Origin of the sequence: Fluviicola sp., assembly GCF_030151805.1 — a bacterium.
Classification (GTDB): Bacteria; Bacteroidota; Bacteroidia; order Flavobacteriales_D; family Crocinitomicaceae; genus Fluviicola.
In genome coordinates, this window is sequence record NZ_JASLCN010000354.1 from 1 (window position 1) to 12460 (window position 12460).

General features: G+C 42.4%; 13 protein-coding genes. 11 read left to right on the forward strand and 2 right to left on the reverse strand.

The window, feature by feature from the left end; genetic code table 11:
• The coding region (locus Q1V93_RS13455) for a glycosyltransferase (RefSeq protein WP_300665407.1) at nucleotides 1-645 on the reverse strand (645 nt) is incomplete at its 3' end.
• 130 nt (nucleotides 646-775) lie between these two features.
• Here Q1V93_RS13455 and dacB point away from each other — a divergent pair.
• The 5 genes from dacB (at nucleotide 776) to Q1V93_RS13480 (ending at nucleotide 4997) form a co-directional block, all read left to right on the forward strand.
• Nucleotides 776-2305, forward strand: coding sequence for a D-alanyl-D-alanine carboxypeptidase/D-alanyl-D-alanine-endopeptidase (gene dacB, locus Q1V93_RS13460; RefSeq protein ID WP_300665408.1), 1530 nt, complete (start codon nucleotides 776-778; stop codon nucleotides 2303-2305).
• Between the two features lie 110 nt (nucleotides 2306-2415).
• The gene (locus tag Q1V93_RS13465) at nucleotides 2416-3258 is read left to right on the forward strand and encodes a methylated-DNA--[protein]-cysteine S-methyltransferase (RefSeq protein ID WP_300665409.1); all 843 of its coding nucleotides are present in this window, start codon (nucleotides 2416-2418) and stop codon (nucleotides 3256-3258) included.
• Between the two features lie 155 nt (nucleotides 3259-3413).
• Nucleotides 3414-4127 (forward strand): 2OG-Fe(II) oxygenase, encoded by a 714-nt coding sequence (locus Q1V93_RS13470; protein ID WP_300665410.1) that lies wholly within the window; start codon nucleotides 3414-3416, stop codon nucleotides 4125-4127.
• Nucleotides 4127-4372, forward strand: a complete 246-nt coding sequence (locus Q1V93_RS13475; RefSeq protein WP_300665411.1) for an Ada metal-binding domain-containing protein — start codon at nucleotides 4127-4129, stop codon at nucleotides 4370-4372. Before Q1V93_RS13470 ends, Q1V93_RS13475 begins: the two co-directional genes overlap by 1 nt.
• Nucleotides 4359-4997 (forward strand): alpha-ketoglutarate-dependent dioxygenase AlkB, encoded by a 639-nt coding sequence (locus Q1V93_RS13480; protein ID WP_300665412.1) that lies wholly within the window; start codon nucleotides 4359-4361, stop codon nucleotides 4995-4997. The genes Q1V93_RS13475 and Q1V93_RS13480 overlap by 14 nt, the downstream gene beginning before the upstream one ends.
• Before the next feature lie 92 nt (nucleotides 4998-5089).
• On the opposite strand, the gene Q1V93_RS13485 is transcribed toward Q1V93_RS13480, so the two are convergent.
• Nucleotides 5090-5824: a hypothetical protein gene (locus Q1V93_RS13485; protein WP_300665413.1), complete on the reverse strand. Its 735-nt coding sequence runs from the start codon at nucleotides 5822-5824 to the stop codon at nucleotides 5090-5092.
• Nucleotides 5825-6161: 337 nt separating this feature from the next.
• On the opposite strand from Q1V93_RS13485, the gene Q1V93_RS13490 reads away from it, so the two are divergent.
• The 6 genes from Q1V93_RS13490 to Q1V93_RS13515 all read left to right on the forward strand — a co-directional run.
• Nucleotides 6162-7280: a DegT/DnrJ/EryC1/StrS family aminotransferase gene (locus tag Q1V93_RS13490; RefSeq protein WP_300665414.1), complete on the forward strand. Its 1119-nt coding sequence runs from the start codon at nucleotides 6162-6164 to the stop codon at nucleotides 7278-7280.
• 1 nt (nucleotide 7281) lies between these two features.
• Nucleotides 7282-8598 carry a UDP-glucose/GDP-mannose dehydrogenase family protein gene (locus Q1V93_RS13495; protein ID WP_300665415.1) on the forward strand — a complete coding sequence of 439 codons (1317 nt, stop codon included), beginning with the start codon at nucleotides 7282-7284 and terminating at the stop codon, nucleotides 8596-8598.
• 1 nt (nucleotide 8599) lies between these two features.
• Nucleotides 8600-9598, forward strand: coding sequence for a UDP-glucuronic acid decarboxylase family protein (locus Q1V93_RS13500; protein ID WP_300665416.1), 999 nt, complete (start codon nucleotides 8600-8602; stop codon nucleotides 9596-9598).
• Nucleotides 9599-9700: 102 nt separating this feature from the next.
• Nucleotides 9701-10270 (forward strand): acyltransferase, encoded by a 570-nt coding sequence (locus Q1V93_RS13505; RefSeq protein ID WP_300665417.1) that lies wholly within the window; start codon nucleotides 9701-9703, stop codon nucleotides 10268-10270.
• A 108-nt stretch (nucleotides 10271-10378) separates the two neighbouring features.
• A complete protein-coding gene (locus tag Q1V93_RS13510) occupies nucleotides 10379-11425 on the forward strand; it encodes a Gfo/Idh/MocA family oxidoreductase (RefSeq protein ID WP_300665418.1) in 1047 nt (348 codons plus the stop codon).
• Nucleotides 11403-12460, forward strand: a 1058-nt coding sequence (locus tag Q1V93_RS13515; protein WP_300665419.1) for a nucleotide sugar dehydrogenase, incomplete at its 3' end; no start/stop codon positions are given. The genes Q1V93_RS13510 and Q1V93_RS13515, both read left to right, overlap by 23 nt.

Genomic DNA, 12460 nt, shown 5'->3' on the forward strand with positions numbered 1-12460 from the left:
TAATCTACCGATAATTGCCACCGCGACTTCCTTTTCGGAGAGTTTGTAGGTATTTCTCGTTTGAATTCTCTTTTCGGCCAGGTTCTCCTGGAATGTATTCAGGTCGAATCCCAGCGGAATCACGCGCACCTTATCTGCTTTGCAAATGCGGTGCGTGTTGCTTAATTCCTCTTTCTGAATAGGGCTGATGGCTACAATTCCCGTGGAAATTTTTGCCAAACGTCTTTCAATGGTTTTGTATAACACCGTTTTTGCCCTTCCGAAATAAGAATGAAACACATGTCCGTGGAATGTGTGTACGATCACCGGAACACCGCATGCTTTTGCTGCTTTTCTGCCGAGAGCTCCGGCTTTTGCTGCATGTGTATGAACGATGTCGGGTTTGAATTCCTGAATGATTTGCTTGATTTTCCGGTAGGCTTCCCGGTCCGATTTAAAGTTCGGAATCCGTTTCATTTCCGGGATCAAAAGAGGTTTCACACCATAACTTTCCAGAATGTGCAGCGAATCCGATTCGTCTGCTTCGGGCAAACCGCCGACTAACAAAGTCTCATAATCTTCCGAGATGAATTTCGTTAAGAAAGTAGCATTGTATGTTGGTCCACCGATATTGAACCGGTTAATGATTCTGAGCACTTTTGGCATTACTTCTCAGTTGTACTAGATGTTTAAATTCAGTCAAAATTACGGATAATCCAACTAAAGCTTACGTAAAATGATAATTAGATGTTGTTAATTGGAAACTTTCCTAAGTGAACTGTTCAAAAGTTTTCGATTGGCAGAACTTTTGCAAGCAGAGAATAAGGAACTTTATAGTATGATTCGTTTTAAACTAATAGTGCAGGTAATTTCTCTGGGACTGAGTTTCCTTTTGACAGAGCAGGTTGCTTTAGCGCAAAACCCCAATAGTATTCAAACAGCCATTGACGCTTTTTCTTCCAATGGATATTTTACCAATGCGTCGGTGAGTTTCATGGCGATGGATTGTTCCAACGGACAGATTTTAGCATCAAAAAACCCAAATATAGCCTTGTCTCCGGCGTCTACCACGAAATTATTTGCAACAGCCACTGCTTTTCAGCTTCTGGGAAAGAATTATACACCGCAAACACGCATTTACCTGGATGGTGAATTGACCAAAGAAGGTGTTTTGAACGGAAATCTTTGGATTCGCGGAGGCGGAGATGTGGCGCTTGGAAGCCGCTATTACAACGGAGAAGGGCGGGAAGCTGAATTTCTCGAAAAATGGGCAGATACGCTCTTGAAACTGGGAATTAAAAAGATCAACGGCGCGGTGGTTGCTGATGCTTCTGAGTTTGGTTACGAAGGAGCTCCCGACGGTTGGAATTGGGGAGATATGGGAAATTATTACGGAGCCGGTGCTTCCGGATTACCGATCTACGACAATATGCTGCGCTACACCTTCCAGGTTGGTTCGAAAAGTGGTACGAAAACCACCTTTTTAGGAACATTCCCTACAGTAAGCGGATTGAATTATATCAATTACATCAATACCGGAGGTTCCGGCGACAACTCATACATCTACGGCGCACCTTATTCAATGGAACGTTTCGGGACAGGAACGTTGGGGGCCGGTCTCGGAAAATTTACAGTGAAGGGAAGTTTGCCGGATCCCGAATCGACTTTTTCGCAGGAATTCACGCGCATTTTGAAATCGAAAGGAATTGAAGTGAAAGAAAAACCACTTGGATCGCGCAATCTGGCACCGGTTTCGGCAACGAGCAGGTATGCAGCTATGAAATTGTTTTTCGTGCATAAAGGAAAAAACCTGAATTCCATTGCCTGGTGGACGAATATGAAATCGGTGAATTTATTTGCCGAAGAAGTACTCTGTTGGATCGGATATGGAACTTCCGGAAATGGTTCGGTTGACAACAGCGTTGCCCGGATGATGAATTATTGGTCCGGAAAAATCAACACGATTGGCTTGTACATTACCGACGGTTCCGGATTGTCGAGAAGCAATGCCATTTCTGCGAATCATTTCTGCGAGATGCTGAAATACATGACCACTTCCAAAGAATTCGATGCATTTTACGCAACACTTCCGGTTGCCGGAGTTTCAGGAACGCTTTCTTCGGTTTGTAAAAATCAGCCGGGAGAAGGGAAAGTCCACGCCAAAAGCGGAACCATGAAACGGATTAAAGCCTATTCGGGGTATGTGGAAACGAAAGCAGGCAAACGAATCTGTTTTTCCATTATCATCAATAATTTCAATTGTTCTTCTGAGTATACGGTAGAGCAGATGGAAAAGGTGTTTAATGCGATGGTGCTTTATCAGTAAGAATTACGAATATTTTGGCATTAGGTATTCGTAAATTTGCAAACTGAGCATATTTCGGATTTTATTATGGGATGGTTATCATGAAATTTGCTGTATAAAATCTCAATAAAATGGATACACAAGCAAACATGAATTATAATCGCATCGCTAAAGCAATCGATTATATCAAAGCGAACTTCAAAGAGCAGCCCAACCTGGATGCTGTGGCCAGTGAGGTTCATTTAAGTCCTGCGCACTTTCAGCGAATGTTTACCGAATGGGCGGGTACAAGTCCGAAACGCTTTTTACAATACATTAGTATTGGACACGCGAAAAAAATGTTAACTGACAGCAGGGCGACATTATTCGATGCAGCGCACGAAACCGGGTTGTCCAGTACCAGCCGATTACATGATTTATTTATCAATATCGAAGGAATGACACCGGCAGAATACAAAAACGGTGGTCAGCATTTGTCGATCAATTACAGTTTTGCCGAAAGCCCGTTTGGGAGTGTTATTGTTGCATCGACCGATAAAGGTGTGTGCTATATGGCTTTTGAAAATAACGAGGAAGCAGCATTGGAACAATTGAAAAGTAAATTTCCCAATGCTGGATTTCAAAGAAAACTGGATATCATTCAGCAACATGCATTATTCATTTTCCAAAACGATTGGAAAAAATTACCCGAAATAAAACTGCATTTGAAAGGAACAGATTTTCAGCTGAAAGTTTGGGAAACTTTATTGAAAATTCCGATGGGCCAGCTTTCAACGTATGGAAATATCGCGGAACAAATCGGGAATCCAAATGCATCAAGAGCGGTCGGGACGGCTATCGGTAGTAATCCGGTTGCATTCCTGATTCCTTGTCACCGGGTCATTCAATCATCAGGAGATATGGGTGGTTATATGTGGGGAACAACGCGAAAAACAGCGATTATCGGCTGGGAAGGTGCGAAAAATGATCAGTAATTGGTATGTCAATAAACAGTAAACAATTTTTCAGTTACTGATTCCTGTTTTCTTGTTCCCGACGATTTGATTAATCCTTGAATAATTTTAGAAATTTTCATTGTTGAAGGTAAATTACTGACAACTGTCCAACTGATTAATAGTAACAAAAAACAATGCAACATCTCATTCAAAAAATAGAAAACACCGATTGGAATTCCGTTGCGGAAACCATGCATCAAAATGGCTATTCCCTGATCCCGGAATTACTTACCACTGCGGAATGTGAAGAACTGAAAGCAGCTTATGACGCTCCGGATATGTATCGGAAAACGGTTATTATGGAACGTCATCGTTTTGGTTTGGGACAATACAAATACTTCCATTATCCCTTACCGGAATTGATTCAGCAGATCCGAACACGCATCTACCCGCAACTTGTACCAATCGCGAATTCCTGGTTCAAAGCGTTGAATATCGACAGAACGTTCCCGCTACAGCACGCAGAATTACTCAAGCAATGTCATGAAAACGGACAAAAACTGGCAACGGTTCTCATCCTGAAATACGGAAAAGGAGGATTTAATACCTTGCACCAGGATTTGTACGGAGATGTTTATTTCCCGATTCAGATGGTGCTGTTCCTGAGTGAACCGGAGATTGATTATACGGGCGGTGAGTTTGTGCTGACCCAGCAAGTTCCCAGATCGCAATCAAAAGCGATTGTATTGAAACCAAAGAAAGGAGATTTGTTGATCTTTACAACCAATTTTAAACCGGAAAAGGGAACGAAAGGTTATTACCGCACCGTGATGAAGCATGGAGTGAGTGAATTGCATGACGGAGAACGGGTGACACTTGGAATTATTTTTCACGATGCAACGAGTTGATGTTAGTACACGCTGAAATTTCGGACCAGGAATTGCGAAGTCAGATCCGGCGTAAAATGATTGGATGGGGCGGGAACAAGAAATTGAAAATCTATGGAAAGTTGCATTGCGCTTCCGGAAGGAGGATGAAACGGGAAAACCGGGTCTTTTTCGAATCGGAAGAAGAAGCACTCCGGAAGGGATATCGCCCCTGCGGGAATTGTTTGAGAGAATCTTACCAAAAATGGAAACATGAAGCTGTTTGAAGACGACGAAATACTGAATAAGCACCGGAATCTGCTTCCCAAAGACGGAACGGTTCATTATTACGGGATTTTACTGGAGAAAAAAGAAGCCGATCTTTACCTGGAAAAACTGCTGGAAAACATCGAATGGAAAAATGATGAAGCGGTGATTTTCGGAAAGCATATCCTGACGAAACGAAAGGTGGCCTGGTATGGCAAAAAAGCATTCAGTTATACCTATTCCAATACCACCAAATATGCTTTGCCGTGGACGAAGGAATTGCAAAAACTCAAAATGCTGATCGAACAGGAAAGCGGAGAAACATTCAACTCCTGCCTGCTGAATTTGTATCATAACGGAGACGAAGGAATGGCCTGGCACAGCGATGCGGAAACCGATCTGAAAAAAGACGGAGCAATTGCTTCCATGAGTTTCGGTGCGGAACGAAAATTTGCCTTCAAGCACAAGCAAAGCATGGAAAAAGTGGAATTAATCCTGGAACACGGAAGCTTGCTGGTGATGAAAGATACGACACAGACTCATTGGCTGCACCGGCTTCCTCCAAGCAAAAAAATCCATGAGCCGCGTGTTAATCTGACGTTTCGAACCATTGTTGAATCCCCTGGTTTTACTGAGGGTTCGTAATATTGCGATTTTACGCGATTCAGGGCCGGATTTCAGCGCTCCACATCGGGAGATTTTCAAAAATCACTTAAATGCTAAGGTAAGCCCTGGAATTATTTGGTTTTAATGCAAAATCCGCCACCGACATTAATCAGCTGAATGCTTTGAGATGTTTTAATCGTTGGTAAATGATAGGAACGGATCGGGCTGTTGTATTGCGAACCGGAATAATCACAATAAACCTGGAACGAAATAATGTCTTTAACAATGTTGAAATTGATCTGTGCGCTGAAAACATATGCGAAGGAAAATTCTGAATCGTACTTGAAATTATCAGAGAAAAGTACTGTTTCACCATCCGTATCGTAAACAGTCATATCGAATCCTTTCGCAGAATTGTACATGATTCCGCCTTGCGCGCTGATTCCGGCATGTATTTTCGGACTCAGATGAAAATCATAACCAACGCCGATGGTGGTCAGAAAAGGCCTGTGTTTACCACCTTCAATTTGGGTTTTTCGTCCCAGATTGTCGGTAAAAGCCTTTTCCATCGCTTTTTGGTTCATTGGAACCCAGGAATAAGTGGAATGGGAAACAAAACTCAAACCGTTTTTCAAGGTGCTTTTAGTATCGAAATAAAGTCCCCATCCTGTTCGCGCAAATCCGCCGTTTTTGAGGTCTGTGGAACTAAATTTCCCAACCGGGATTGCGGCCATTGCTCCGAAAGAAGTATGCTTTGAAGCGTTCTCAAAAGGATTTTTAAATTTAATTCCACCTTCCTGCGCATGAACCGGATTCAAAAATGCAGCTAAAAGGATTGTTGCGAGAGCTAAGTAATGGTTCTTCATAAGTTTTTGTTATAAGAATGTGATTTGTACGAAAATTCCGGCGATTTGAATTTTATTTCTTGTGAATAAACCGAATCGGTTCAAATGGTTCAATTTTGAACGGTTTAAACTGTTAAACCCTTTGAACGATTTCCGATAATATCCACTCTCCAGTTGCTGTTAATAAAATTCACGATTACCTCTATTTTCTTAAATAGTTTAGACTTAAAAATAACGACTTTTCTGTAGATTCAGAACTTCGGCATTTGAAGTTCTTCAATTCAGTGCTTTTATTAATTTTGTAGGAATAGAATACAATTAATAATCGACATAGATAACGCTCGTGAAAAAAATTCAAATGGTCGACTTGGCTACGCAGTACCAGGCAATGAAATCTGATATAGATTCCGCAATTCAAGAAGTTTTAGATTCATCTGCTTACATCGGTGGGCCGGTTGTTCAGCGATTCCAGAAATCATTGGAAAGCTATCTTGAAGCAAAGCACGTAATTCCATGTGCAAACGGAACGGATGCACTTCAGATTGCGATGATGGGGTTGGGATTGAAACCCGGAGATGAGGTGATTACTCCTTCGTTTACATATATTGCAACAACAGAAGTGATCGCATTGTTGGGATTGACTCCTGTTTTTGTGGATGTTGACCCGAAAACATTTTGTATCGATCCGTCTAAAATCGAAGCGGCAATCACACCGAAAACGAAAGTGATTGTTCCGGTTCATCTGTACGGTCAGGCGTGCGATATGGAGGCGATTATGGAAATAGCGAACAAACACAACCTTTTTGTGGTTGAGGACAACGCACAGGCAATCGGGTCGGATTATTATTTTGGAAACGGAGAAGTGAAAAAACTGGGAACAATCGGAACAATCGGTTGTACGAGTTTCTTCCCGTCTAAAAATTTGGGATGTTACGGAGATGGCGGAGCAATTTACACCAACGACGATAAACTTGCCGAAGAATTGAGAATGGTTGCAAACCATGGTCAGAGAGTAAAATATGTGCACGATGTAGTTGGTTGTAATTCCCGGTTGGATGCAATTCAGGCAGCAGTCCTGAATGTGAAACTTCCGAAACTGGATACATACATCGCAGCACGAATCAAGGTTGCGGATTATTATGACCGCGTTTTGGGAGCATCGGAAAAAATTACGGTTCCGTTCAGAGACGGAAAATCAAAACACGTTTTCCACCAATATACGGTTCAGTTGAACGGAGTAGACCGGAATGAGTTACAGGAGTATTTAGCTTCAAAAGATATTCCTTCCATGATCTATTACCCGATTCCTGCACACAAACAGGGAATGTTCGCATCATTTAATTTATCGGGACTGGAGCTTCCTGTTACCGAAGAATTGACTAAAAATGTAATTTCCTTCCCGATTCATACTGAAATGGAAGAAGAACAGCAAGCGTATATTTGTGCTGAGATTCTGAATTTCGTAAACACACACTAAGATGAAAAAAATTGCTATTGTTGGAACAGGATATGTTGGATTGGTAACCGGGACGTGTTTTGCCGAAACCGGGAATCAGGTTATTTGCGTAGATATAGATACCAAAAAGGTAGAGCGAATGAGAAATGGGGAAGTTCCCATTTATGAACCTCATTTGGATGTGCTTTTCGAACGGAATATCAAAGCAAATCGCTTGTCATTTACCACAAACCTGGAAGAAGGTATCCAGGATGCTGAAATTATTTTCCTGGCTTTGCCAACTCCTCCGGGAGAAGATGGTTCGGCTGATTTGAGATACATTCTCGGAGTAGCTGATGAATTGGGAAAACTCCTGAAGTCTTATAAAGTTATTGTAGATAAAAGCACAGTTCCGGTTGGAACAGCTGAAAAAGTACATGCTGCGATTGCAAAACATGCACAAGTAGAATTTGATGTGGTTTCGAACCCGGAATTCTTACGGGAAGGTTTTGCGGTAGATGACTTCATGAAACCGGATCGTGTTGTTTTGGGAACTTCTTCCGAACGCGCAGAGAAGATCATGGAGCAGTTGTATAAACCGTTTGTTCGCCAGGGAAATCCGATTCTTTTCATGGATGAAAAATCAGCGGAATTGACGAAGTATGCTGCAAATGCATTTTTGGCAACCAAGATCACTTTCATGAACGAAATCGCGAATTTCTGTGAATTGGTGGGCGCTGACGTAGATAAGGTGCGTATCGGGATCGGATCGGATGACCGCATTGGGAAACGCTTTTTGTTTCCGGGAATCGGTTACGGAGGTTCTTGTTTCCCGAAAGATGTACAAGCTTTGGTGAATTCCGGGATGGAAAACCAATTCTCATTCGAGATTCTGAAATCGGTAATGGCTGTGAACGAATCACAGAAAACGATTCTTTTCCCTAAAATTCAGAACTTCTTCCGGGGAGATTTGAAAGGAAAGAAAATCGCGATCTGGGGGCTGGCGTTCAAGCCGGATACAGACGATATTCGCGAAGCTCCGTCTTTGTATATGATTGATGCCTTGACGAATGCAGGAGCAAACGTTACGGCATATGATCCGGAAGCGATGGAAAACGTGAAAAACCAGATCGGAGATAAAATTGCTTACGCAGACACGGAATACAATGCGTTGATTGATGCAGATGCATTATTAATTTGCACGGAATGGGGCGTTTTCAGAAACCCCGATTTCGACAAGATCAAATCCCTGATGAAGGATACAGTGATTTTCGACGGAAGAAACCTGTTCGAGACTGCTGAAATGAACAGCAAAGGATTCTATTATCATTCAATCGGTCGTTCAATAGCTTTAAAATAACATGAATACAGGTAGAAAACGCATATTGATTACCGGGGCAGCCGGATTTTTGGGATCACACCTATGTGATCGTTTCATCAAAGATGATTACCATGTCATCGCAATGGATAACCTGATTACCGGGCGCTTGAAAAATATTGAACATCTGTTCCACCTGGAGAACTTTGAGTTCTACAATCACGATGTATGCAAGTTCATTCATATTCCGGGAAAACTGGATTATATTTTACACTTCGCTTCTCCGGCAAGCCCGATTGATTATTTGAAAATCCCGATCCAGACTTTGAAAGTAGGATCTTTGGGAATTCACAATTGTTTGGGACTTGCACGGGTAAAAGGAGCGCGCGTTTTGATCGCAAGTACTTCTGAAATTTACGGAGATCCGACAGTTCATCCGCAAACGGAAGAGTATTGGGGAAATGTAAACCCGGTAGGGCCAAGGGGTGTTTATGACGAAGCAAAGCGTTTCCAGGAAGCGATTACAATGGCATATCACACATTTCACGGAGTGGAAACCCGGATTGTACGCATTTTCAATACGTATGGACCACGCATGCGCCTGAATGACGGGCGTGTATTGCCGGCATTTATCGGACAGGCGCTTCGCGGAGAAGACCTGACAGTTTTCGGTGATGGTTCCCAAACGAGATCCTTCTGCTATGTGGATGATTTGGTGGAAGGAATTGTGCGCTTGCTGCACAGCGATTGCTCGGATCCGGTAAACGTCGGAAACCCGGATGAAATTACGATCAGCCAGTTTGCGGAAGAGATTATCAAACTGACAGGAACGACCCAGAAAGTGATTTACAAGGATTTGCCTGTAGATGACCCGAAACAACGTCAGCCGGATATTACGAAAGCGTGCCAGTTATTGAACTGGGAACCGCAAATCGACCGGGCAGAAGGTTTGAAAAGAACCTACGCTTATTTTAAAAGTTTAACCAAGGAGGAATTGTATCAATCGGATCACATTGATTTCGAGAAATACATTGTCCGATAATATTAATTGACAATTGACAATTGAAAAGCTGGCTGAGTCTGCAATGGCGACACGCCTTTCAAAATTTTATCAATTCTCCATTGTCCATTTTCAATTGAAAAGATGAATTATTTTGCGCACGAAACAGCCGTAGTTGACCCGGGATGTACCATCGGAGAAGGAACAAAAATCTGGCATTTTTCACACATTATGCCGAATTGTACGATCGGAGAACGATGCAATATCGGACAGAATGTGGTGGTTTCTCCGGAAGTGATCCTGGGAAACAATGTGAAAATTCAGAACAACGTTTCTATTTACACAGGCGTTATTTGTGAAGACGATGTGTTTTTAGGGCCTTCCATGGTATTTACCAATGTGATGAATCCGCGTTCTGCTGTCAACAGGAGAGATCAGTATTCGAAAACAGTGGTTCGCAAAGGAGCATCCATCGGGGCAAATGCAACGATTGTTTGTGGAAACGATATCGGTCAGTATGCGTTTATCGGAGCGGGATCGGTAGTTACCAAAGAAGTTCCGGCTTATGCATTGGTAGTAGGAAATCCTGCACGACAAATTGGCTGGATGAGCGCCTTCGGACACCGACTGACGTTTGATGAAAACGGATTTGCTCTTTGCCCGGAAAGTAATGAGCGTTATCAGCTGCTTGACGGCCGGGTAAAAGTGCTTTAAAAAGAGAGTCGTTAATCGCCGTTCAAAACGGTATTTGCCAGAAACAAAATTTATTACTTTTGCGCCTCAACTGTTGGTCTGAAATAAGATCAATAACAACATAGATCAATGAATATGATACCAGAAAATCAAAAAGTAAAGTTTGCCGTTTTAGGAGCGGGTCACATCGGTAAAAGGCATGCGGAGATGATTCGCAGAGATGCTGAGGCTGAATTAGTAGCGATGATTGATGTGCGTTCTGCAGAAGAATGTGCAGCTGTGGATTTTGGTGTTCCGTTCTTCAAATCATTGGATGAATTATTGGCATCCGGTTTGGAATTTGACGTGTTGAATGTATGTACTCCGAACGGATTGCATGCAGATCAGGCTTTGGGCGGATTGGAAAATAAAAAGCATGTGGTAGTGGAAAAACCAATGGGTTTGACCAAAGATCAGTGTGAAAAAGTCATTTTCAAATCGCTTCAGCAATCCAGACAGGTTTTCTGTGTGATGCAAAACCGTTATTCACCGCCAAGTGAATGGATCAAAGACCTGATCGAGACAAAAGTTCTCGGAGATATTTTTATGGTTCAGTTGAACTGCTACTGGAACCGCGATGAGCGTTATTACAAGGCAGGAGGCTGGAAAGGAACGAAAGACCTGGACGGTGGAACCTTGTTTACACAGTTTTCGCATTTCATCGACATTATGTATTGGCTTTTCGGAGATATCGACAATATTCAGGGGAAATTTGCGGATTTCACACATAAAGACTCGACGGATTTCGAAGATTCAGGGTTTGTGAGCTTTGATTTTATCAACGGGGGAATGGGAAGTATCAACTACTCAACAGCCGTTGCAGATAAAAACCTGGAAAGTTCCATGACCATTGTTGGTAGAAATGGAAGTGTGAAGATCGGCGGTCAATATATGAATGAAGTGGAAGTATGTAACATTCCGGGATATGAAATGCCGGAACTGGCACCAACGAATCCGGGAAATGATTACGGAGCTTACAAAGGATCCGCTGCAAACCACCATTATGTGATTACAAACGTAATCGACACACTGAAAGGAAGAACTTCCGCAACAACCAATGCTTTGGAAGGATTGAAAGTGGTAGAAATTATTGAACGCATTTATAAGGTAAGAAATGAGCAACTCAATTTACAATAAATTAGTAGCAAAAGAGGCTAAACTGGCTGTTATCGGTTTAGGCTACGTCGGGTTGCCGATCGCATTGGAATTCGCTAAGAAAATCAAAGTAGTTGGTTTCGACATCAACCAGGCGCGTGTGGATTTGATGCGCAATAAAAAAGATCCGAGCAACGAATTGGATGCAAGTGCTTTTGAGAATTGCGATATTCATTTTACTGCCGAGATCAATGATTTGAAAGACGTTCAGTTTTTCGTAGTAGCCGTTCCAACTCCGATTGATGACGCAAACTTGCCGGATTTGAAGCCTTTATTAGGTGCTTCCACAACGGTTGGCCAGGTTTTGAAAAGAGGAGATTACGTGGTTTTTGAATCTACGGTTTATCCGGGTTGTACGGAAGAAGACTGTATTCCTGTTTTGGAAGACCTTTCCGGATTGGAATTCATGCAGGATTTCAAAGTAGGATATTCCCCGGAAAGAATCAATCCGGGAGATAAAGAACACACGCTTCAGAATGTAGTGAAAGTGGTTTCCGGATGCTGTGAGGAATCGTTGGAAGAAATTGCAAAAACATATGAATTGGTTGTTGAAGCAGGTGTACACCGTGCGGCATCAATCAAAGTAGCGGAAGCTGCGAAAATTATCGAAAACACACAGCGCGATGTCAACATTGCGTTGATCAATGAATTGTCCATCATCTTCAACAGATTGGGAATTAATACCTATGATGTGCTTGAGGCTGCCGGAACGAAGTGGAATTTCCTGAAATTCTCTCCGGGATTGGTTGGAGGACATTGTATCGGTGTGGATCCGTATTACCTGACGCATAAAGCACAGCAGGCGGGTTATCATGCAAAAATCATCAACAGCGGCCGTTATGTGAATGATTCCATGGGCTTTTACATCGGGAAGCAAACAACCAAGAAAATCATTGCACAAGGGAAACACATCCAGGATGCAAAAGTATTGGTGATGGGAGCAACGTTTAAAGAAGATGTTTCCGATATCCGCAACTCGAAAGTGATTGATGTGGTGAACGAATTAAAGTCTTTCCA